This is a genomic window from Helicobacter ibis (assembly GCF_027859255.1).
Lineage (GTDB): Bacteria > Campylobacterota > Campylobacteria > Campylobacterales > Helicobacteraceae > Helicobacter_D > Helicobacter_D ibis.
The window spans coordinates 122,487-141,723 of record NZ_JAQHXR010000001.1; the positions used below are offsets into that span (position 1 = coordinate 122,487).

The 19,237-nt window shown below is 32.6% G+C and carries 31 protein-coding genes; 27 read left to right on the top strand and 4 right to left on the bottom strand.

Annotation, left to right across the window (positions count from 1 at the left end; all coding sequences use genetic code 11):
- The first annotated feature begins 63 nt into the window (after nucleotides 1-63).
- The gene (locus tag PF021_RS00650; protein WP_271020477.1) at nucleotides 64-1,485 is read left to right on the top strand and encodes a major outer membrane protein; all 1,422 of its coding nucleotides are present in this window, start codon (nucleotides 64-66) and stop codon (nucleotides 1,483-1,485) included.
- Nucleotides 1,486-1,510: 25 nt separating this feature from the next.
- Here the strand turns inward: PF021_RS00650 and PF021_RS00655 are convergent, their stop codons facing one another.
- Complete coding sequence (locus PF021_RS00655; protein WP_271020478.1) at nucleotides 1,511-2,239, bottom strand: tRNA (5-methylaminomethyl-2-thiouridine)(34)-methyltransferase MnmD; 729 nt, start codon at nucleotides 2,237-2,239, stop codon at nucleotides 1,511-1,513.
- Between the two features lie 95 nt (nucleotides 2,240-2,334).
- On the opposite strand from PF021_RS00655, the gene accD reads away from it, so the two are divergent.
- The 5 genes from accD to fumC are packed head-to-tail and all read left to right on the top strand — an operon-like array spanning nucleotide 2,335 to nucleotide 6,480.
- Entirely contained in the window at nucleotides 2,335-3,183 is an 849-nt protein-coding gene (gene accD, locus PF021_RS00660; protein ID WP_271020479.1) for an acetyl-CoA carboxylase, carboxyltransferase subunit beta, read from the top strand.
- A 3-nt stretch (nucleotides 3,184-3,186) separates the two neighbouring features.
- Complete coding sequence (locus PF021_RS00665) at nucleotides 3,187-3,654, top strand: 23S rRNA (pseudouridine(1915)-N(3))-methyltransferase RlmH (RefSeq protein ID WP_271020480.1); 468 nt, start codon at nucleotides 3,187-3,189, stop codon at nucleotides 3,652-3,654.
- 10 nt (nucleotides 3,655-3,664) lie between these two features.
- A complete protein-coding gene (gene dksA, locus PF021_RS00670) occupies nucleotides 3,665-4,024 on the top strand; it encodes an RNA polymerase-binding protein DksA (RefSeq protein ID WP_271020481.1) in 360 nt (119 codons plus the stop codon).
- A complete protein-coding gene (locus PF021_RS00675; RefSeq protein ID WP_271020482.1) occupies nucleotides 4,021-5,037 on the top strand; it encodes a hypothetical protein in 1,017 nt (338 codons plus the stop codon). Before dksA ends, PF021_RS00675 begins: the two co-directional genes overlap by 4 nt.
- Before the next feature lie 60 nt (nucleotides 5,038-5,097).
- A complete protein-coding gene (gene fumC / locus PF021_RS00680) occupies nucleotides 5,098-6,480 on the top strand; it encodes a class II fumarate hydratase (RefSeq protein ID WP_271020483.1) in 1,383 nt (460 codons plus the stop codon).
- An 11-nt stretch (nucleotides 6,481-6,491) separates the two neighbouring features.
- Here fumC and PF021_RS00685 read toward each other — a convergent pair whose 3' ends face one another.
- The gene (locus PF021_RS00685; protein WP_271020484.1) at nucleotides 6,492-6,755 is read right to left on the bottom strand and encodes a HypC/HybG/HupF family hydrogenase formation chaperone; all 264 of its coding nucleotides are present in this window, start codon (nucleotides 6,753-6,755) and stop codon (nucleotides 6,492-6,494) included.
- Nucleotides 6,733-7,413, bottom strand: a complete 681-nt coding sequence (hypB, locus tag PF021_RS00690; RefSeq protein ID WP_271020485.1) for a hydrogenase nickel incorporation protein HypB — start codon at nucleotides 7,411-7,413, stop codon at nucleotides 6,733-6,735. The genes PF021_RS00685 and hypB overlap by 23 nt, the downstream gene beginning before the upstream one ends.
- A gap of 83 nt (nucleotides 7,414-7,496) precedes the next feature.
- Here hypB and ribA point away from each other — a divergent pair, with 83 nt between their 5' ends.
- From ribA to PF021_RS00705, 3 genes are read left to right on the top strand one after another with little or no spacing between them, the layout of a single operon-like run.
- The gene (gene ribA / locus PF021_RS00695) at nucleotides 7,497-8,078 is read left to right on the top strand and encodes a GTP cyclohydrolase II (protein ID WP_271020486.1); all 582 of its coding nucleotides are present in this window, start codon (nucleotides 7,497-7,499) and stop codon (nucleotides 8,076-8,078) included.
- Nucleotides 8,075-9,295: a molybdopterin molybdotransferase MoeA gene (locus tag PF021_RS00700; protein ID WP_271020487.1), complete on the top strand. Its 1,221-nt coding sequence runs from the start codon at nucleotides 8,075-8,077 to the stop codon at nucleotides 9,293-9,295. The genes ribA and PF021_RS00700 overlap by 4 nt, the downstream gene beginning before the upstream one ends.
- Nucleotides 9,288-10,478, top strand: a complete 1,191-nt coding sequence (locus PF021_RS00705; protein WP_271020488.1) for a glycosyltransferase family 8 protein — start codon at nucleotides 9,288-9,290, stop codon at nucleotides 10,476-10,478. Before PF021_RS00700 ends, PF021_RS00705 begins: the two co-directional genes overlap by 8 nt.
- A gap of 33 nt (nucleotides 10,479-10,511) precedes the next feature.
- Here the strand turns inward: PF021_RS00705 and PF021_RS00710 are convergent, their stop codons facing one another.
- The gene (locus PF021_RS00710; protein WP_271020489.1) at nucleotides 10,512-11,585 is read right to left on the bottom strand and encodes an ATP-binding protein; all 1,074 of its coding nucleotides are present in this window, start codon (nucleotides 11,583-11,585) and stop codon (nucleotides 10,512-10,514) included.
- 157 nt (nucleotides 11,586-11,742) lie between these two features.
- Between PF021_RS00710 and rpsJ the strand changes: the two genes are divergently transcribed.
- From rpsJ to rplR, 18 genes are read left to right on the top strand one after another with little or no spacing between them, the layout of a single operon-like run.
- Nucleotides 11,743-12,054: a 30S ribosomal protein S10 gene (gene rpsJ / locus PF021_RS00715; RefSeq protein WP_271020490.1), complete on the top strand. Its 312-nt coding sequence runs from the start codon at nucleotides 11,743-11,745 to the stop codon at nucleotides 12,052-12,054.
- Between the two features lie 9 nt (nucleotides 12,055-12,063).
- Complete coding sequence (gene rplC, locus PF021_RS00720; protein WP_271020491.1) at nucleotides 12,064-12,642, top strand: 50S ribosomal protein L3; 579 nt, start codon at nucleotides 12,064-12,066, stop codon at nucleotides 12,640-12,642.
- Entirely contained in the window at nucleotides 12,639-13,253 is a 615-nt protein-coding gene (gene rplD, locus PF021_RS00725; RefSeq protein ID WP_271020492.1) for a 50S ribosomal protein L4, read from the top strand. The genes rplC and rplD overlap by 4 nt, the downstream gene beginning before the upstream one ends.
- Before the next feature lie 2 nt (nucleotides 13,254-13,255).
- Nucleotides 13,256-13,537 carry a 50S ribosomal protein L23 gene (locus PF021_RS00730; RefSeq protein ID WP_271020493.1) on the top strand — a complete coding sequence of 94 codons (282 nt, stop codon included), beginning with the start codon at nucleotides 13,256-13,258 and terminating at the stop codon, nucleotides 13,535-13,537.
- Nucleotides 13,538-13,547: 10 nt separating this feature from the next.
- Nucleotides 13,548-14,375, top strand: coding sequence for a 50S ribosomal protein L2 (rplB, locus tag PF021_RS00735; protein WP_271020494.1), 828 nt, complete (start codon nucleotides 13,548-13,550; stop codon nucleotides 14,373-14,375).
- A 9-nt stretch (nucleotides 14,376-14,384) separates the two neighbouring features.
- On the top strand, nucleotides 14,385-14,666 hold the full coding sequence (rpsS, locus tag PF021_RS00740) for a 30S ribosomal protein S19 (protein WP_271020495.1): 282 nt from the start codon (nucleotides 14,385-14,387) through the stop codon (nucleotides 14,664-14,666).
- 9 nt (nucleotides 14,667-14,675) lie between these two features.
- Nucleotides 14,676-14,996 carry a 50S ribosomal protein L22 gene (gene rplV / locus PF021_RS00745; protein ID WP_271020496.1) on the top strand — a complete coding sequence of 107 codons (321 nt, stop codon included), beginning with the start codon at nucleotides 14,676-14,678 and terminating at the stop codon, nucleotides 14,994-14,996.
- 9 nt (nucleotides 14,997-15,005) lie between these two features.
- Entirely contained in the window at nucleotides 15,006-15,710 is a 705-nt protein-coding gene (rpsC, locus tag PF021_RS00750; protein ID WP_271020497.1) for a 30S ribosomal protein S3, read from the top strand.
- 2 nt (nucleotides 15,711-15,712) lie between these two features.
- Nucleotides 15,713-16,138, top strand: coding sequence for a 50S ribosomal protein L16 (gene rplP / locus PF021_RS00755; RefSeq protein WP_271020498.1), 426 nt, complete (start codon nucleotides 15,713-15,715; stop codon nucleotides 16,136-16,138).
- Nucleotides 16,125-16,316 carry a 50S ribosomal protein L29 gene (gene rpmC, locus PF021_RS00760; RefSeq protein WP_271020499.1) on the top strand — a complete coding sequence of 64 codons (192 nt, stop codon included), beginning with the start codon at nucleotides 16,125-16,127 and terminating at the stop codon, nucleotides 16,314-16,316. Before rplP ends, rpmC begins: the two co-directional genes overlap by 14 nt.
- Nucleotides 16,316-16,585, top strand: coding sequence for a 30S ribosomal protein S17 (rpsQ, locus tag PF021_RS00765; RefSeq protein ID WP_271020500.1), 270 nt, complete (start codon nucleotides 16,316-16,318; stop codon nucleotides 16,583-16,585). Before rpmC ends, rpsQ begins: the two co-directional genes overlap by 1 nt.
- Nucleotides 16,582-16,950 carry a 50S ribosomal protein L14 gene (gene rplN / locus PF021_RS00770; protein WP_271020501.1) on the top strand — a complete coding sequence of 123 codons (369 nt, stop codon included), beginning with the start codon at nucleotides 16,582-16,584 and terminating at the stop codon, nucleotides 16,948-16,950. The genes rpsQ and rplN overlap by 4 nt, the downstream gene beginning before the upstream one ends.
- Nucleotides 16,950-17,180 carry a 50S ribosomal protein L24 gene (gene rplX, locus PF021_RS00775; RefSeq protein ID WP_271020502.1) on the top strand — a complete coding sequence of 77 codons (231 nt, stop codon included), beginning with the start codon at nucleotides 16,950-16,952 and terminating at the stop codon, nucleotides 17,178-17,180. Before rplN ends, rplX begins: the two co-directional genes overlap by 1 nt.
- A 3-nt stretch (nucleotides 17,181-17,183) precedes the next feature.
- Nucleotides 17,184-17,738 (top strand): 50S ribosomal protein L5, encoded by a 555-nt coding sequence (gene rplE, locus PF021_RS00780; RefSeq protein WP_271020503.1) that lies wholly within the window; start codon nucleotides 17,184-17,186, stop codon nucleotides 17,736-17,738.
- Nucleotides 17,731-17,916: a type Z 30S ribosomal protein S14 gene (locus tag PF021_RS00785; RefSeq protein WP_026943278.1), complete on the top strand. Its 186-nt coding sequence runs from the start codon at nucleotides 17,731-17,733 to the stop codon at nucleotides 17,914-17,916. Before rplE ends, PF021_RS00785 begins: the two co-directional genes overlap by 8 nt.
- Nucleotides 17,917-17,925: 9 nt before the next feature.
- Nucleotides 17,926-18,321: a 30S ribosomal protein S8 gene (rpsH, locus tag PF021_RS00790; RefSeq protein ID WP_271020504.1), complete on the top strand. Its 396-nt coding sequence runs from the start codon at nucleotides 17,926-17,928 to the stop codon at nucleotides 18,319-18,321.
- Nucleotides 18,322-18,330: 9 nt separating this feature from the next.
- The gene (gene rplF, locus PF021_RS00795; RefSeq protein ID WP_271020505.1) at nucleotides 18,331-18,867 is read left to right on the top strand and encodes a 50S ribosomal protein L6; all 537 of its coding nucleotides are present in this window, start codon (nucleotides 18,331-18,333) and stop codon (nucleotides 18,865-18,867) included.
- Between the two features lie 9 nt (nucleotides 18,868-18,876).
- Complete coding sequence (gene rplR / locus PF021_RS00800; protein ID WP_271020506.1) at nucleotides 18,877-19,233, top strand: 50S ribosomal protein L18; 357 nt, start codon at nucleotides 18,877-18,879, stop codon at nucleotides 19,231-19,233.
- Nucleotides 19,234-19,237: the final 4 nt, after the last annotated feature.

Sequence of the window (19,237 nt, forward strand, 5' to 3'; positions counted from 1 at the left end):
CTTTTTAGGTAGAAAGTTAATATAATGTTTGGATAATCTTTTAGATTAAATGAAGGAGTTAAAATGAAACTTTTAAAGTTAAGTTTAGTTGCTAGCCTAGCACTAGGTGCTTTATCTACTGCTAGTTTTGCACAACCTTTAGAAGAGGCTATCAAGGGCGTTGATGTAAGTGGTTATCTAAGATATAGATATAATGATGACAGATATGATAATCAAAAAAATGTAGAAGGTGTTAAAGGTGGCAATGCTACACATAGATGGAAGGCTGTAGCTGATTTTAAAACGCCTGTTGTGGATAATGTTGCTTTTAATTTGGGTATTTTATACAACAACGAATCGCAAAATGTAAATCATGGTAAGGGTATATCTGGTGCTCCTGATACCAATGGTAATGCTACTACCATTCCATATTTAGGAAGTGGACTTGGTGCTGGTAAAGATAGTGAGTTTGGTGTTAGAAACTTCTATGCTGTTATCACTCCTGATTCAACTGCTACTACAATTATAGCTGGTAAACAAGTGCTAAATACTCCTGTGACAAATACTAGAGATGATGACAGGGGAACTGGTATCATGGTTTTAAATAGTGATATCCCCAATCTAACTTTAGGTGCTGCAGTGTTTGATTCTTGGAGTATTAATGATGTTCATAATGGTGCTGCTGGAAATGAGACTTCAGTAGATAAAATGCTATATGCTCTAGCAGCTATTTATAACAATGATACTGCATTTGGTAACATAGGAGCTCAAGTTTGGGGATTCCACATTGATGATACTGTTGATAGCTTAATTTTCAGCGAATTATCATGGAAAGGTAACCTATTTAACGCAAAGCTTCAATATGCATTTTCTCAGCTAGCTGATGATGATAAGAGTGTATTTGGTGGTTTATATGGATTTGTTCAAAATGAAGCTGGTGTCAATGTGCCTAATATAGCATCTGATAACGATGTATTAATTGCTGAGGTTGGTGCTGATTTAAGAGCTGACTATTCATTACCGTTTGATGCAAAATTAGGTTATATAACAAACTTCCAAGATGGAACTGCGGTATCTTTAGAAGATGAAGGTGCTTATGTAAGTGTTGGTAAAATATGGTATCAAAATGCTGCAACTGGCTTTAGTTTTAGTGCATTACCGGCTTCAGGTATGAAACAATATGGATACAATAAAACAGCTGATGTAGATATTTTCTATGGTGCTTTAAACTTTGGTTTTTTAGAGGATAGATTCAAAATTGGTTTAGAAGGTGTATTTGGCGAGAACAAAATTGATACACCAGTACTTAATGCTTCAAATGTAGAAAACACAATTAAGTTTAGAGAGATTACTCCTACATTTAGATGGAAACATAGCAAGAATCTAACATTCTCTGGTTATTATGCTATGCTAACTACCGAAGTAGATACAAAGGATGTAAATGGCAACAATAACCCAGATGAAGATAGAAATAGATTAAGACTAGAGGCTAGATACAACTTCTAATCTTTCTTAGAATCCCTTGTGGATTCTAATCATATATTCCAATTAAGCTTTTATTTACTCTTATTTTATTATTTATATCAATTTCTTTAGTATTATCTACATTAAGTGTATTTTTTAACATAATTACCGAATCTTTTATTGTGTCATGTTTAAGCTTGTAGCTTTTAAAACCAGCTAAAAAGGCACTATATAGCATGGAGGAATTTAGAGAATATGTTGTAATTATTGAATCTTTTTTGGTGATTTTATATAGGTCCTTAAAGTATTCATAACTCCAAAGTTTTTTATTTTTTATTGGGCTAAATGCGTCTTGAAAAATTATGTCAAATTTTAAATTATTTTGGACAAAGCGTCTTATGGTATCTCTTGCATCTCCTATGTGAAGAAATACATTTGTTTTTTTATCTTTATAGGAGTGAGTTTTGCATAGGGACTTTAGGATATTTAGGTCAAATGCTTTTGGATATTTGTATGTATATAAATTATCTATTAGGTTTATCTCTGGCGAGTGTATTTCTATTGTTCCTTGATATAGATTTTCTTGTGCATGGTTTAGAAAGCATAGGGTATTGTATCCAAGCCCAAAGCATATATCTAAAATTTTTATATGTTGTTTGTTTTTTATGTGATTAAACGCTGGAATCACATGCTTATACAATGTTTCATTATATGCTCCATCATTGGTTGAGTGGTAGCATTCTTGGAATGTTTCATTAAAAATAGTAAAACTTGAATCTCTAGTTATAATTTCCATGTTGCTTTTATGTTTTAGTGTAATTTAACTCGTAATTCTATAAAATCATATATGCTATTTGCAAGTTATTGAAATTTGCAGTTTTAAGGAATAAAATGGGATTTGCCGACTTTTTTAAAAACTTCAAAAAAGATTCTAGAGCTACACCACAAGAAGCACCAAGTCATTGGGTTAAATGCCCTAGTTGCAGTGCTTTGATGTATTACAAAGAAATAATTGCTCAAATTTATACATGTCCAAAATGTAACTTCCATATGAAAATTAGTTTAGAAGATAGAATCTCTCTTTTGTGTGATGAAGGGACTTTTGTAGAGTATGACAAGGATCTAGCTCCTACAGATCCGCTAGGATTTGTGGATAAAAAGAGTTATAAAAAAAGAATAGAAGAATATGCCAAAAAATCAGGCAGACCTAGTTCTGTGGTTAGTGGTGAGTGCAACATAAATGGTGTTGGAGCACAAATTGTTATATTTAACTTTAATTTTATGGGAGGTTCTTTAGCGTCAGTAGAAGGGGAAAAAATTGTTAGAGCCATAAATAGGGCTGTTACTAAAAGACAGGGATTAGTTATATTTAGCACAAGTGGTGGAGCTAGAATGCAGGAATCTACATATTCTTTAATGCAAATGGCAAAAACATCAGCTGCGTTAAATATTTTACATGAGGAGAGATTGCCTTTTATATCTGTTCTTGGGGATCCTACTCTTGGTGGAGTTAGTGCTTCTTTTGCGTTTTTGGGTGATGTTATTATTGCAGAACCGGGAGCTATGATAGGATTTGCAGGTGCTAGAGTTATCAAGCAAACTATTGGTGCTGATTTACCGGATGGATTCCAAACTGCTGAATTTTTGCTTGAACATGGTCTTATAGATATGATAGTGCAAAGAAAGGATATGAAAAATACTATTTCAAAGTTATTGCAATATTTCAAAGTTGAAGTGTAGTTAGTGGTTAGAGTTTGCGTTTATTATATTGCTAAAAATACAAAAGATTTAAGTGATACTTTGTGCGAAGAACAGATTGGATTGGTTAATTATTTTGGTGTTAAGTTAGGGTTTGTAAATTTAATGTCAAAGGGCATAAAAGAAGCTCAAAGGCAGAATCAAAGCGAATCGCAGGAGATTTACACTAAGGAATTTTTAAAAGTTTTCAGAGAAAAAGACTATAAAATATCACTCTCTCCAAATGGAAAAAAAGTAGATTCAATTAAATTTGCAAATTACCTAAAAGACAAGTCTGATATTTCATTTTTTATAGGTGGTGCTTATGGATTGAGCTATGACTTTATACAAAAATGTGATGAAAACTTATCTTTATCAGATTTAACATTTAGTCATAAAATAGCAAAAATAATACTTAGTGAGCAGATATATAGGGGATTTTGTATTTTGAATAATCACCCATATCATAAATAAAGGATGAGGAATGCGTAAGAGGGAGTTGGATAACTTCAAGAAACTTTTGATGAACAATAGACAAATGATATTGGAAAACAATAAACAACACAAGCTAGATATGGAGTATGCAAACACACAAAAAGGAGATGAAGCAGATTGTGTGGCAATGAGCATTGCACATGTGCTTGATAGTTCTATTTTTGAAAAGCACAAAAAAGAATTAGAACTTATAGATAGAGCATTGGATAAGATAGATGATGGTGATTATGGGATTTGTGAAATGTGCGATGAACCAATATCGCTTCAGAGATTAAAAGCAAAACCACATGCAAAATATTGTATAGTGTGTAGAGAGATTATCGAAAAGAAAGAAAAGGATATGCAGTGAAATTTAAATATTATTTTGGTGCTTCGTTATTTTTCATTATTATTCTTGGGCTTTATGTATATAGTCTAAGTGGATATAGTTATAGCTATAATGTGCCGTTTGTGGATAGTGTAATAACTCTTCCTATTGCAGTTTGGTTTGTGATACCTATTTTTTTGTTTTTCATTGTTGTTGTCTTTTTAGAGATAGGTGGTAGCTTTAGGCTATGGCAAAAGAGACAAGCATATAAAAATGATTATAAATTATTATTAACTCAAATTGAATCTCAAATTTTAAACAAAGAATTTCCGTTAAAGCAACCAAAAATGAACCGCTATAAAGCACTATCTATAATTTTGCATAATTTAACATTTGATATAAAAGATGGTGTTCCATTAAAGAGTGGTGATGAGAGACTAGATGAGCTAATAGCTTTACTTGGTGATGTGAAGCGTGGTGAGTATGTGAATCTAAAAAAATTTAATCCAAATAATGATTCTTCGTTTATTAGACAAAATACATTAAATGAGATTCATATTGATAACAAGTTTGCAATTGAGGTTTTAAAAAAATCAATATATAAAGATGAAATAAAGCTTGAGGCATTCAAAAAACTTCTAGAGACAGAGCCAAATGACGCAAAGAGATTTTTAAATGAAGTTAAGTTTGATAAAAATACAGCTGATTTTGTAATGGAGTTGTGCAAAGCAGGTAAAATTGATCTATCTAATGAAGAGATTGCCAAGATCTGTATGAGTGTAGGTTATAGTAAAGATAACTATGTATCATTGGCACATAAATTAAAAGAAAGATATGAACCACCAGTTTGGGTTGGTATATTTGAATCTTTATCGTCAAAAGATGAAAATGCAGAGTTATCTTATATGTATGTGTTATTAGAGTTAGAAATGATTGATGAGGCAAAAGAAAGATTAAACACACATGCGCAAAACGAGTTTATAAATCTAAGAGCTTATATGGATCTAAAAACTCTTGGCAAAAAATATCCACTTGAGTTATTCTTGAAACTATAAGCAAACTTTATAGTTTTTTTGGTTTAAATATGCCTTATAAACTTTATTAAGGAGTAGGGTATGGAGTATAGAATTGAACATGACACTATGGGAGAGATTAAAGTTCCAAACGATAAATATTGGGGGGCACAGACAGAGAGAAGCTTTGAAAACTTCAAAATAGGCGTTGAAAAAATGCCTAAAGCTTTAATATATGCTTTTGCAAATCTAAAAAGATCATTAGCAGTTGTAAATAATAGTCTTGGAAAATTACCTGATGATAAAAAAGAAGCTATAGTTAAGGCTTGTGATGAAATAATCGCTGGTAAATTTGATGATAATTTCCCTCTTGCAATATGGCAGACAGGTTCAGGGACGCAAAGTAATATGAATCTAAATGAAGTAATTGCAAATCGTGCTACAGAGATTATGGGCGGTGATTTTAGAAAAGAAAAGTTAGTTCATCCAAATGATCATGTAAATATGAGTCAAAGCTCAAATGATACATTCCCAACAGCTATGAGTATAGTATCTGTTGAGCAGGTAGAAAAGAAACTTATACCTGCCATTGATGAGCTAATTGCGACATTCAAAAAGAAAGTAGAAGAATTTAAAAACATAATTAAAATTGGTAGAACTCACTTGCAAGATGCTACACCACTTACTTTGGGGCAAGAATTTAGTGGTTACTTATCTATGCTTGAGCATTCAAAAGTACAGATTTTAGCTACTTTACCAACTTTAAGAGAGTTAGCAATAGGTGGAACTGCAGTTGGAACTGGGCTCAATGCACACCCGCAGTTAAGCGAGAAAGTAAGTGAGGAGCTAACTAGACTTTTGGGTATAAACTTTGTATCAAGCCCAAATAAATTTCACGCACTAACAAGTCATGATGCTATCACAACAACCCATGGTGCTATGAAAGCATTAGCAGCAAATTTAATGAAAATAGCAAATGATATTAGGTGGTTATCAAGTGGTCCTAGATGTGGATTAGGAGAGATAAGAATTCCAGAAAATGAGCCAGGAAGTTCAATTATGCCAGGTAAGGTTAATCCTACACAATGTGAAGCTATTACTATGGTAGCAGTGCAAGTTATGGGGAATGATGCTGCCATTGGATTTGCAGCTAGTCAGGGTAATTTTGAGCTAAATGTATTTAAGCCAGTTATTATTTATAATTTCTTGCAAAGCTTAGATTTATTGGCAGATTCAATGCATTCTTTTAATATCCATTGTGCAGTGGGTATTGAGCCAAACTTAGAAAAAATAGACCATAATCTTCATAACTCATTAATGCTTGTTACAGCATTGAATCCTCATATAGGATATGAAAATGCAGCTAAAGTAGCAAAAAATGCACATAAAAAAGGAATCTCACTTAAAGAAAGTGCAAAAGAATTGGGGCTAATAAGCGAAGAAGATTTTAATAAATATGTAGATCCTAGTAAAATGATAGGTTAGTGGGGATTCCGCTACCTACCTTTTATATCTAGTTCTTGTTCTTCTTCTTGTATTGATTTTATTATCTCTTCATACATTTCTAGTGATAGCTTTGCTTCTTTTTCATCTATCTTGCCCATTACATACCCTATGTGTAATAGCACGAAATCACCAACATTAACTTCTTCTTGCATTAAGTCTAAACTTGCTTCCCTACTTACGCCTAGTGTATCAAGTGTTGCGGTGTTTGTTTCTTTGTTTATTGATATTACTTTAGAAGGTATGGCTAGACACATAGTTTTCTCCTTTTTGTTCTTGTAAAAATTTACAAAACTCTCTAATTGAATCTTTGTTATCTTTTGAGATAAAAAATAAAGGTATATCCTTTTTTATTTTTGCTAAATCGCTTTTTACTTGTTCTATTTTGAAGTTAAAATAGTCTTTTAGGTCATATTTGGAAATTAGCACAGCATCAGCACATAAAAACATAGTTGGATATTTTAAAATCTTATCATCACCTTCTGGAGTGGATAGAAGCACTATATTCATGTTTGCCCCCAAGTCATAACTAGCAGGACAGACTAAATTTCCTACATTTTCTATAAATAAAAACTCTTGTATTTTTTCTATTTTTTGTAGTTGCTCTATGGATTCTTGCACCATTTTTGCTTCTAAATGACATGCATCGCCTGTTGTTATTTGATGTGCATTAATGCCAAATATCTTTAATCTATCAGCATCTCTATTTGTTTGCAAATCTCCCTCTACAACGCTAAAGTTTAGCATTTTGTTTTCTGCTATGCATTCAAGTAGAGTTGTTTTGCCACTTCCAGGTGAGCTCATTAGGTTTATTGTAAATATGTCGTTTGATTTATAAAATTCTCTAAGTTTTGAGGCTTCAATATCGTTTTTTGAAAGTATCCTTGTCGTTACTTCAACTATTTTTTTATCCATTATATGTCCTAATTTTTGGTAAATTTTATCAAAATTAATAAAAAAATGTTATTATCAGCCACTTTATTAATTTAGGATTTATAATGATACAAGTATCTAATGAGGCAAATTTGCCAACAAAATATGGTGATTTTAAGATTCAAAGTTTTAGAGAAACAAAAAAATGTAATGAAAATTCATGCTATGTTGATCATTTGGTGATAAAGAGTAAGAATCTATCTGATAATCCACTAGTTCGTGTGCATTCAGAATGTCTAACTGGAGATGTGTTAGGTAGTTTGAAATGCGATTGTGGTGGCGAGCTTGAAATGGCTTTAAAGATGATAATAGATGATGGAATGGTAATTTACCTTAGACAAGAGGGTCGAGGTATTGGTTTGTTTAATAAGATTAATGCATATGCTTTGCAAGATGAAGGACTAGATACGGTTGAGGCAAACTTGAAGCTTGGTTTTAAAGAAGATGAGAGAGATTATAGTGTTGTAGAAGAGATTTTTAAGTTTTATAAACTAAAAAAAATAAGGCTTCTTACGAATAATCCAAGCAAGATTTCTGTGTTTTCTAATATGATAGAAGTTACAAGAGAGCCTATTATTGTGCAGTGCAACAAACATAATAGTCATTATTTAGAGATAAAAAAAGAAAAAATGGGACATCTTTTATGAGAGAAAAGATAGAGTATGATGAGGCGTTGAATCTTTTAGAAGATTCTAAAGTTGAGATTCTAGGTAGAGAGAGAGTGTTTTTGCATGATGCATTAAATAGAATCTTAGCAGATGACATCTATGCAACTATAAATATGCCACAAGTGCCACTATCTAGTATGGATGGATATGCTATTTCAAGTAAATTTAAAAACCATGCAGAGTTTGTAGTATTAGACGATAATCCTGCTGGTAAGGATATAATTCCTACTATTCCACTAGAATCCCCAATTGCTATTAAGACATTCACTGGTGCAGCTATGCCACATGGAGCTGATATTTTAGTCCCCATTGAAAATGTAGAGGTTATTGGAGACAAGATAAAGATTCTAAAATGCAGTGAAGTTGGAGAATTTATAAGAGATATTGGGACAAATTACAAAAAAGGTGAGAAGCTTCTAAGCAAGGGAACTAGTCTAAATGCAAATTATATTGGGTTGTTGGCAAGTTTGAATTGTGTATTTGTCAATGTGTATGAGAAGCCAAAAGTTGGTATTTTAGTTAGTGGTGATGAGATTTTAGAGCTTGGAGAGCAAAGTAGTTTGGAGAATAGAATCTACAATGCAAATGGGCATTTGCTATATGCAAAAGTAAAGGAATATGGCGGAATCCCAAAGCTATATCCAATACTAAAAGACAATAAAGAGCTAATAGAAGAATCCTTGCAAGATGCACTTAAGAGTTGCGATTTAGTTGTCTCAACAGGTGGAGCTAGTGTTGGGGATTATGACTTTATTAGCAAGATAGCACATGAGAGAAAAGAAGAAGTTATCTTTAAGGGTGTGAAAATCAAGCCCGGTCAGCATGTGCTTTATGCTAGATTCTTTGGTAAGCATTTTTTTGGGCTTCCGGGATTTCCTAATGCAACTTTGGTTACTTTTGAGCTTTTTGTAGTTGAGATTTTGCTTAAAATGTGCGGAAGTACAATGCAAAGGTTAGTACTTAGAGTTCCGCTTGGAGTTGATATAACAAAGAAAGATAAAAGATTAGAGCTTCGTGTGTGTAATGTAGTGGAAAAAGATGGTCAGTTTTGCATTAATTTTGATGGTAAGAAGGATTTTTTGAGTGCTATTTTGAACAATTTTTGTCCGATTACTTCATGTAAGATAGGGCTTGTTGTGTTAAGAGAAGAAGAATATAAAAAAGATTCAGTTGTTGAGGTTATTATGCTTGGATAATTATCATATTGCATTTAATAGTGATGAAAATTATATTCCATATCTATCAGTGCTTATTACTTCAATGGTTTATTCTGCTAATCGTGTAGATAAGCCATTTTGTTTTCATATTCTTATGGATAAATTAAGTGAAAATATAAAAGAAAAACTAGAAACTATGATTTTGGAATTATCAAAAATATATCATTGTAGTTTGGAGATTCATATAATTAGCGATGAAGTATTTGCTAGATATGAAGTGCCAAAGTTAAATGGAAACTATCTAGCTTACTATCGTTTGCTAATAGGTAGTGTGCTAGAAGGGATTCCTAGTGTATTGTATTTAGATGTTGATATGCTGTGTTTGTGTGATATTAGAGAGATTTTTTCATATTTGGAGGTAATGAGAGAAAAAGGGCTTGTGTGTGGGGTTGTTTATGATTATATAAATAATAATAGAAGGCTGGTATCAAAGAATGATGAATTACCTAGTATATGTGGTGATTATGCTAAGACATATTTTAACTCTGGTATGTTACTTGTTGATTTGGATTCTTGGAGAAAGTTGGGCATTGAGCAAGAATCTTTAATGATAGCTAAAAATTATAATCTAAAAGAACATGACCAAAGCATTTTAAATGCTTCTTTATTACATAAGACGCTAAAGCTTCCTTTAAGATACAATCTTTTGGTGTATATGTATATTAATGCAAATACGCTAGAGCACAAAAAGCCAAATATTGCATATACAAAAGAAGAGCTAAGTGAGAGTTTGGCAAATCCATGTATTTTGCACTTTTATACACACCATAAGCCTTGGGTGGATTCAAAGATTTATGTAGATTTGAAGGGTAATTTTTTAGGGCATTATTGGTGGGATATGGCTTGTAAGACACCTATATTTTGTAGTGAATTAGAGAAATTAAGACAAGTAGCAGATGAAAATAAAGTTTTTCAAGTGAGTTTAGGATTCATGTTATATAAATTAACTAGAATCTCTTTCGTGTTTTCACCTATTATTGTGCCTATTGTTACATGTATATATATAATGTTGAACAAAACTATAAACAAACAAATACCAAATAATCTTTATAATATTTCATATGAGATAGGTAAGGCTGGTATTTACGCACACAATAAAAGAAAAAAAGGAAAATATTTCTCACTACCATTTAAGATTTTAAATATGGTTAAAAAATATTAAGAAAAAAGCTAATATTAAAGCTTGAAGCAGTAATTATGTCGGGCTTATATGATGTGTATTTAATTTATTAAATGGGACTACCTCATATGGTGTCCCTAGATTCTCTCCTATAAAACTTTGATTTAGGCTTATTATTATGAATTTTTCACAAAATTCTCTTTCTTTACTTATTTTGTTTAGCTTAGATTCTAGTATATGGTTTTGAATAAATGGCATACATACGATTCCTAGAGAGTATTTTGGTATGTAAAAATCTATTTTATCAGTATAAAAAATTGTGTTTATATCTCCATTTAGATACTCATATAGAATCTCTAAAAAAACCATATTTTCAAAAAGTGCAGAGAAATTTCTATCAAAACTTATAGTGTTTTTTAATGTGAAGTCATAGAAATATAACTTTTTTGCTGCAGAACTATGGTCTAGCTTTTCTAATAAAAATAAAGTTTTGCTATCTTGCAAGAATTTAGTATAGCTATAAAATCTGTCTTTACTGATTTTTCCTTCTTTTTTTAGCTTTGTATATATTTGGTGAGTTGATACTTTAGAGCCTAAATGCAAGATTAGATTTTTCAAAATCCAAAAATTAGATTCGTTATTTGCAAGTGTGTGTAAAAATTCTATTTTTTTATATTCCTTTAGAGATTCTCCTTCTAATAAATTGCCGTATTTTAGATAGTTTGTTAGAGATTCTTCACTGCTGTATTTGTGTATTTTGCTATATTCTTTAAATGTAATTGGTGGCATTTCAATATTGGTAAAATCATGTATATTATGCGGTGTTTGGCTTATTATTATTGTTTTATTTATGTTTGGTATTTTTTGTATTTGATTATTAAATGAATCTAGTATTAATAGTTGTATATCCATTTTATTGCAAAAACTATCCAATTCTTCTATGTCTTTTTGTGGATTGAATTTTGGGTTATTTAAATTTATATACATTTTGTTGTGCTCAAAATTATTGAAGTAATTTAGGATAAAGTCAGTTTTTCCTGTGTTTTTTGCCCCATATAATATGGTTTTATCATGTAGCTTTATGTTTGTTTTTCTATGTATTTTTGATATATTTTTTGGATATTGTTCGAATAACTTTTCTAAAATCATAATACCACCTCTATGTTTGTCGTATTTTATATTCTTCCTTTTAAAAAGGAAATAAAATGTCAAAATGTATTGCAAAATTATAGTTATATGTATATAATTTCAGCTTCCAAAACGATTTTAACATCACTTTGTTGATGAGTTCTTTTAAGGAAAATTCATGGAAAAAATTAGATTAAAATTAAAAGCTTATGATCATAGGGTGCTTGACCGCTCTATCGTGTCTATTGTAGAGGCTGTTAAAAGAACAGGAGCTGAAATAAGAGGTCCTATTCCATTGCCTACAAAAAAGAGAAGATACACAGTTTTGAAATCTCCTCACATCAATAAAGATTCAAGAGAGCAGTTTGAAATTCGTGTTCACACTAGAATCATAGATATCGTTTCTGCTACACCTGAAACCGTAGATAGTCTAACAAAGCTAGATATGGCACCAGAAGTGGATGTAGAAGTGCGTTCAATGGGTCAATAAGGGGTATAGATGGAATTTTTAGTAGAAAAAATTGGAATGAGTAGAACTATTGCTAAGCCTAGCATTCCAGTTACATTATTAAAGGTAAAGCAAGTTAAAGTTTGCGAAGTGTTGGGAAATAATAGAGCTATAGTTTCATATCAACAAGGTAAAACTATAAACAAATCTATCATGGGACAACAAAAGAAATATAGTCTAAGTAAAGAATTTAATAGATTTATGACTATTGATGTTAGTAACACAGAAGCTGGAGACTTGGATCTATCTGGGTTAGAATCTGCCAAGAGAGTTAAGGTATCTTTTAATACCAAAGGTAGAGGATTTAGCGGTGTTATGAAAAGATGGAATTTCCAAGGTGGTCCTGGAGCACATGGTAGTAGATTCCACAGAGCGCCGGGTTCTATAGGTAATCGTGAATGGCCGGGTCGTGTTCAACCGGGTAAGAAAATGGCAGGACATTACGGAAATGAAAAAGTAACAGTTCAAAATGAAATTGTGTCTTTTGATAAAGAGCAAGGTGTATTGGTGTTAAAAGGTTCTGTTCCGGGGTTTAATGGTGCATTTGGCAAGATAAAGGTTGTAAAATGAGTAAAGCTATTATTTTAGATAAAAATTTAAAGAAAAGCGGTGAGATTGACTTACCAGAGAGCTATAAAAGCATAAACTCTCATAACCTATACCTATATGTTAAATCTTTTTTAGCGTCAATTAGAGCTAATAATGCTTTAGCTAAAACTAGAGGTAATGTTAGCGGTGGTGGTAAAAAGCCATGGAGTCAAAAAGGTGGTGGTAGAGCTAGAGCTGGTAGTATAACTTCTCCCGTGTTCGTTGGCGGTGGTGTATCTCATGGTCCTAGCAACAATAGAAACTACAATCTAAAAGTAAATAAAAAGCAAAAAAAACTTGCATTGCAATATGCATTACAAGAAAAAGCAAATAACGGAACTTTATTTGTAGTAGATAAGATTCAAATAGAAAGCGGTAGAACAAAAGATGCTTACTCTATGTTTAAATCATTAGAGCAAAAAAATACATTATTTGTATCAGCATTATTTGATGAAAAAACTTTCTTGTCATTTAGAAATATTAAAGATTGCTATTTGATTGATGGTGCTGAGCTAAATGCGTATTTGGTTGCTACATTTAGATCGGTTGTGATTGAAAAATCGCTTTTTGAATCTATTACTAAAGAGGATTAAGTATGGCAAGTATTACAGACATTAAATCAATAATGTATACAGAAAAATCTCTTCAGCTTCAAGAGCAAAGTGTCTTAGTGGTCCAAACTTCACCAAAGTTAAGCAAGACACAACTAAAAGAGGTTTTTAAAGAATATTTTGGTGTTACTCCACTTTCTATTAACTCTTTAAGACAAAGTGGAAAAGTGAAAAGATTCCGTGGCGTTATCGGCAAGAGAAGCGATTTTAAGAAATTCTATGTGAAGCTTCCAGATGGTGCTAAAATAGAATCTTTGGCAGTGTAAGGGGTGAGTGATGGCAATTAAAACATATAAACCATATACGCCTAGCAGAAGGTTTATGAGCAACCTTAGTTCAGAAAACATAACTGCTAAGCCAAGTGTTAGAAAATTATTAGTAAAGCTTCCTGTTCATGCTGGAAGAAATAACAATGGTAGAATTACAAGCAGACACAAAGAGGGTGGTGCTAAGAAGCTATATAGAATTATAGACTTCAAAAGAAACAAGTATAATATAGAAGGCAAGGTAAGTGCTATAGAATACGATCCATATAGAAACTGCAGAATCGCTCTTATTACTTACAAAGATGGTGAGAAGAGATATATCATTCAGCCTAGCGGACTTAGTGTTGGTGATATGGTTATTGCAGCTGAAGGTGGGCTTGATATTAGACTTGGTTATGCTATGAAGTTAAAGAATATTCCAATAGGAACTGTTGTTCATAATATAGAATTACACCCGGGTCATGGTGGTCAGTTAGCTAGAAGTGCAGGTGCTAGTGCACAACTAATGGGTAGAGAAGGCAAGTATTCAATACTTAGAATGCCAAGTGGTGAGATGAGATACATTTTGGGTGAATGTATGGCTACAATCGGTGTTGTTGGTAATGAGGATTTTGCAAATATTTCTATTGGTAAAGCAGGAAGAAATAGACATAGAGGTATAAGACCTCAAACTAGAGGTTCTGCTATGAACCCTGTAGATCACCCACATGGTGGTGGTGAAGGTAAAACTGGTTCAAGTGGGCACCCTGTTTCTCCTTGGGGTATGCCAGCAAAAGGTTACAAAACAAGAAGAAAGAAAGCAAGCGATAAGCTTATTATTTCAAGAAGAAAAAAATAAGGAATACAAATGGCTAGATCAATTAAAAAAGGTCCTTTTGTAGATGAGCATTTGATGAAGAAAGTTATCAAAGCTAAAGAAACAAAAGACAATAAACCAATTAAAACATGGTCAAGAAGAAGCACAATCATACCTGATATGATTGGAATTACTTTTAATGTTCATAATGGTAGAGCATTTGTTCCTGTGTATGTAACAGAAAACCATGTTGGCTACAAGTTAGGTGAATTTGCACCAACTAGAACTTTTAAGGGACACAAGGGAAGTGTCCAAAAGAAAATAGGTAAGTAAGGGGATAATATGAGTAAAGCATTATTAAGATATATTCGCCTCTCGCCTACTAAAGCTAGACTTATAGCTAGGGAAGTGCAAGGAATGAATGCGGAACTTGCAATAGCTTCGTTAGAGTTTATGCCAAACAAAGCAGCAAGAATCATATCTAAAGTTATTGCATCAGCAGTTGCAAATGGTGGTTATGAGGCTGAAAATGTGGTTATCTCATCTTGTAGAGTGGATGCTGGTCCTGTGCTAAGAAGATTTACTCCAAGAGCTAGAGGTAGAGCTACTCCAATTAGAAAACCAACTTCACATATTTTAGTTGAAGTTACAGAAAAGAAATAAGGATAAGCGATGGGTCAAAAAGTTAATCCAATAGGTCTAAGACTTGGAATCAATAGAAATTGGGAATCTAGATGGTTTCCTTCATTTGCTGATGCACCACAAAATATAGCTGAAGACCACAAAATTAGAAAATTCCTAAAAAAAGAGCTTTACTATGCTGGTGTTAGTGATATTCTAATTGAAAGAACAGCAAAGAAAATAAGAGTAACAGTTGTTGCTGCAAGACCGGGTATTATCATAGGCAAGAAGGGTGCTGATGTAGAAAAGCTAAAAGATTCTTTAAAGAAAATAGTAAATAAAGATATTTTTATTAATATTAAAGAAGTTAAAAAGCCACAAAGTAATGCACAATTAGCTGCTGAGAGTGTAGCTACTCAACTTGAAAGAAGGGTTGCTTTTAGAAGAGCTATGAAAAAAGTTATGCAGGGTGCTATAAAATCTGGTGCTAAGGGAATTAAAGTTAAAGTCTCTGGTAGATTAGCAGGTGCAGAGATGGCTAGAACAGAGTGGTATATGGAGGGCAGAATCCCACTTCATACACTAAGAGCAAAGATAGATTATGGCTTTGCTGAAGCACTTACTACTTATGGAAATATAGGTGTTAAAGTATGGATATTTAAAGGTGAAGTGTTGCAAAAAGGTTTCCATAATGAAAAGCAACATGAAGAATCTGAAGATAAAGCTAGACCAGCTAGAAAAAGAAGGGGGCAATAATTATGTTAATGCCAAAAAGAACAAAATATAGAAAGCAAATGAAAGGCAGAAATAGAGGAAAAGCTTTTCGCGGTAATTCGTTGGCTTTTGGTGAATATGGCATAAAAGCTATTGAACATGGAAGAATCGATTCTCGCCAAATTGAAGCAGCTCGTATTGCTATGACGCGTGCTACAAAAAGAACGGGAATGGTTTGGATTAGAGTATTCCCAGATAAACCACTAACTGCTAAACCTCTTGAAACTCGTATGGGTAAAGGTAAAGGTGCAGTTGATAAGTGGGTTATGAATATTAAGCCGGGAAGAATCATATATGAAATGGGTAGCGTTGATGAGGCACTAGCTAGACATGCTTTATCTCTAGCACAAAGCAAACTCCCTTTTAAAACAAAAATTGTAACTAGAGAGGGCGAAAATGAAATATACTGATATTAATACAAAAAATATAGAAGAGTTAAATAGTCTTTTAAAAGAGAAAGAATCTTTAATGTTTGAATTAAGATTAAAATTAAAAACTATGCAACTTACAAATTCAAGTGAAATAAGAGTGGTTAGAAAAGACATAGCTAGAATCAAAACTGCTCTTAATGAAAAAAGGAGGGCATAATGGCAACTAAAAGTGAGCCACATAAGAGAATAATTGCCGGCAGAGTAGTTGCTAAGTCTGGTGATAAAAGTGTAGCTGTTCTTGTTGAGAGAAGAGTTATACACCCAAAATATAGAAAAATAGTTAAGAGATTCAAAAAGTATATAGTGCATGATGAGAACAATAGCGTTAAAGTTGGTGATGTTATTGAGGCAATCGAGTGTAAGCCAATTTCAAAAAGAAAGGCATTTACATTGCATAATGTTGTATCTGTAGGAGTTGAGCTATGATCCAAAGTTTTACTAGATTAAATGTTGCTGATAATAGTGGTGCAAAAGAAGTTATGTGCATCAAAGTTCTAGGTGGTAGCAAAAGAAGATATGCTACTATTGGAGATGTTATTGTTGTTTCTGTTAAAAAAGCACTTCCAAATGGCAAGGTAAAAAAAGGTCAAGTTGTAAAGGCTGTTGTTGTTAGAACAAAAAAAGAAATCCATAGAGAAGATGGTGCTTTAATTAGGTTTGATGATAATGCAGCAGTTATCCTAGATAGCAAAAAAGAACCTATCGGAACTCGTATTTTTGGACCAGTTGGTAGAGAGATTCGTTATGCTAATTTTATGAAAATAGTTTCACTAGCACCGGAGGTATTGTAATGGTTAAATGCAAAATTAAAAAAGGTGATATGGTAGAAGTTATTACCGGTGATGATAAGGGCAAGAAAGCTAAGGTTTTGCGTGTATTGCCAAAAAATTCTCAAGTTGTTGTTGAGGGTTGCAAGGTAGCAAAAAAAGCAGTAAAACCAAGTGATAAGAATCCAAAAGGTGGTTTTATTAGCAAAGAAATGCCTATTCATATTTCAAATGTTAAAAAAGCGGAGGATTAATAAATGTTTCAACTAAAAGCCGCATATAAAAATGAGATTAGAGCAAAGTTGGCAAAAGAGCTTGATATAAAAAATCCTATGCTATTACCAAAGCTTGATAAGATAGTTATTAGTGTTGGTGCTGGTATGTATGCAAAGGATACTAAAATCATGCAAAACATAGCAGATACGATTTCTTTGATTGCTGGACAAAAGGCAGTTATTACTTCTGCTAAGAAATCTGTTGCAGGTTTTAAAATGAGAGAAGGTATGCCAATTGGTGTTAAGGTTACTCTAAGAGGCAATCAAATGTATAACTTTTTAGAGAAGTTAATTGTTATTGCATTACCTAGAGTTAAAGACTTTAGAGGTATTCCTAGAAATGGGTTTGATGGTAGAGGGAATTATAGTTTTGGTATTAATGAGCAACTTATTTTCCCTGAAGTAGTTTATGATGATATTATGGTAAGTCATGGTATGAATGTAACTTTTGTTACTAGTGCTACAAACGATAAAGATGCGTTTGCTTTACTAGAATCTTTTGGCTTACCTTTTGCAAAAGGAAGAGTAAATGGCTAAGAAATCTATGATTGCTAAAGCGGCTAGAAAGCCTAAATTTAAAGTTAGAGCATATACTAGATGCTCTATTTGTGGAAGACCACATTCTGTTTATAGAGATTTTGGTATTTGCCGTGTTTGTCTTCGAAAAATGGGTAATGAGGGTTTGATACCCGGACTTAGAAAAGCAAGTTGGTAAGGGGAAGAGATGGTAAATGATATTATTGCAGATTCATTAACAAGAATTAGAAATGCAAGCATGAGAAGATTGGACACGACTACTTTGTATTATGCAAAAGTTGTTGTGTCTATTTTAGATGTATTTCAGGCTAAGGGATTCATTGAGGGCTATAAGGTTGTTGAAAAAGATAAAAAGCAATCGATTAATGTTGTTTTAAAATACGATGAAAGAGGTCGTTCAGTTATCAGCGAAATAACTAGAATCTCAAAACCCGGAAGAAGAGTGTATAAGGCTAGAAATGAATTAAAAAGATTCAAAAATGGCTATGGAACAATTGTGGTTAGCACTTCTAAGGGTGTTATCGCAAATGATGAAGCTTATAAAGCCAATGTAGGTGGCGAAGCTTTATGTAGTATTTGGTAGGAGAAGTTTATGTCAAGAGTTGGAAAAAAACCTATTAGCATTCCAAGTGCTGTATCTGTTAGTATAGAAGGAAGCAAAATAGTTTTTAAGAATAGTAAGCTAACAAAAGAGTTGGAGACTTACAATCGTGTTGGTATTGAATTTAAAGATGGCAGTTTAAGCTTTTCTCTAAATGGCAATAGTGCACAAGATAGAGCTTATTGGGGAACTTATAGAGCTTTAGCAAATAATATTGTAATAGGTTTAACAGATGGTTTCACAAAGCAATTAGAGATAAATGGTGTTGGTTATAAAGCTGCTATTAAGGGCAAGGTTTTAGAATTAGCATTAGGTTTTTCTCATCCTATAAATTATGATATTCCAGATGGTGTAGAGATCGTTGTTGATAAGAATCTTATAACAATAAAAGGTTCTGATAAGCAACAAATAGGTCAAATCGCAGCTGAAATTAGAGAGTTTAGACCACCAGAACCATACAAAGGCAAGGGTGTGAAATATGTAGAAGAGCATATTATCCGCAAAGCTGGTAAAACTTCTAAAAAATAAGGATAGGACATGACAAGTAAAATCATTAAACGAAAAAGAAGTTTGAGAATTAAAAGAAAGTTAAGGATTCGCTCTAGAATACATGGTGATTCTATAACCCCTAGATTAAGTATTTTTCGCTCAAATAGATATTTCTACGCACAGGCTATTGACGATGTAAATGGTGTAACTTTAGCTAGTGTTGATGGTAAGAAAATGGGTCTAAAAAACAATAAAGATGATGTAAAGAAAATAGCTTCTTCTCTGGCTGATAGCTTGAAAAAGGCAAAGATTGAAAAGGTTATTTTTGATAGAAATGGATATTTATATCATGGTGTTGTTGCAAGTTTTGCAGATTCGCTTCGCGAAAATGGAATTAGTTTGTAGGGGA

Coding starts and splice junctions, on each gene's coding strand:
- dksA (WP_271020481.1), top strand. CDS start 3,665: ATGCGTAAGAGGGAGTTGGATAACTTCAAGAAACTTTTGATGAACAAT.
- rplC (WP_271020491.1), top strand. CDS start 12,064: ATGGAATTTTTAGTAGAAAAAATTGGAATGAGTAGAACTATTGCTAAG.
- PF021_RS00685 (WP_271020484.1), bottom strand. CDS start 6,755: ATGTGTCTAGCCATACCTTCTAAAGTAATATCAATAAACAAAGAAACA.
- rplR (WP_271020506.1), top strand. CDS start 18,877: ATGACAAGTAAAATCATTAAACGAAAAAGAAGTTTGAGAATTAAAAGA.
- rpsS (WP_271020495.1), top strand. CDS start 14,385: ATGGCTAGATCAATTAAAAAAGGTCCTTTTGTAGATGAGCATTTGATG.
- PF021_RS00655 (WP_271020478.1), bottom strand. CDS start 2,239: ATGGAAATTATAACTAGAGATTCAAGTTTTACTATTTTTAATGAAACA.
- rpsC (WP_271020497.1), top strand. CDS start 15,006: ATGGGTCAAAAAGTTAATCCAATAGGTCTAAGACTTGGAATCAATAGA.
- ribA (WP_271020486.1), top strand. CDS start 7,497: ATGATACAAGTATCTAATGAGGCAAATTTGCCAACAAAATATGGTGAT.
- rplX (WP_271020502.1), top strand. CDS start 16,950: ATGGTTAAATGCAAAATTAAAAAAGGTGATATGGTAGAAGTTATTACC.
- rplD (WP_271020492.1), top strand. CDS start 12,639: ATGAGTAAAGCTATTATTTTAGATAAAAATTTAAAGAAAAGCGGTGAG.
- PF021_RS00710 (WP_271020489.1), bottom strand. CDS start 11,585: ATGATTTTAGAAAAGTTATTCGAACAATATCCAAAAAATATATCAAAA.
- rplE (WP_271020503.1), top strand. CDS start 17,184: ATGTTTCAACTAAAAGCCGCATATAAAAATGAGATTAGAGCAAAGTTG.
- PF021_RS00730 (WP_271020493.1), top strand. CDS start 13,256: ATGGCAAGTATTACAGACATTAAATCAATAATGTATACAGAAAAATCT.
- PF021_RS00650 (WP_271020477.1), top strand. CDS start 64: ATGAAACTTTTAAAGTTAAGTTTAGTTGCTAGCCTAGCACTAGGTGCT.
- rplP (WP_271020498.1), top strand. CDS start 15,713: ATGTTAATGCCAAAAAGAACAAAATATAGAAAGCAAATGAAAGGCAGA.
- fumC (WP_271020483.1), top strand. CDS start 5,098: ATGGAGTATAGAATTGAACATGACACTATGGGAGAGATTAAAGTTCCA.
- rplF (WP_271020505.1), top strand. CDS start 18,331: ATGTCAAGAGTTGGAAAAAAACCTATTAGCATTCCAAGTGCTGTATCT.
- rpmC (WP_271020499.1), top strand. CDS start 16,125: ATGAAATATACTGATATTAATACAAAAAATATAGAAGAGTTAAATAGT.
- rplV (WP_271020496.1), top strand. CDS start 14,676: ATGAGTAAAGCATTATTAAGATATATTCGCCTCTCGCCTACTAAAGCT.
- PF021_RS00785 (WP_026943278.1), top strand. CDS start 17,731: ATGGCTAAGAAATCTATGATTGCTAAAGCGGCTAGAAAGCCTAAATTT.
- rplN (WP_271020501.1), top strand. CDS start 16,582: ATGATCCAAAGTTTTACTAGATTAAATGTTGCTGATAATAGTGGTGCA.
- hypB (WP_271020485.1), bottom strand. CDS start 7,413: ATGGATAAAAAAATAGTTGAAGTAACGACAAGGATACTTTCAAAAAAC.
- accD (WP_271020479.1), top strand. CDS start 2,335: ATGGGATTTGCCGACTTTTTTAAAAACTTCAAAAAAGATTCTAGAGCT.
- rpsH (WP_271020504.1), top strand. CDS start 17,926: ATGGTAAATGATATTATTGCAGATTCATTAACAAGAATTAGAAATGCA.
- rpsQ (WP_271020500.1), top strand. CDS start 16,316: ATGGCAACTAAAAGTGAGCCACATAAGAGAATAATTGCCGGCAGAGTA.
- rpsJ (WP_271020490.1), top strand. CDS start 11,743: ATGGAAAAAATTAGATTAAAATTAAAAGCTTATGATCATAGGGTGCTT.
- rplB (WP_271020494.1), top strand. CDS start 13,548: ATGGCAATTAAAACATATAAACCATATACGCCTAGCAGAAGGTTTATG.
- PF021_RS00700 (WP_271020487.1), top strand. CDS start 8,075: ATGAGAGAAAAGATAGAGTATGATGAGGCGTTGAATCTTTTAGAAGAT.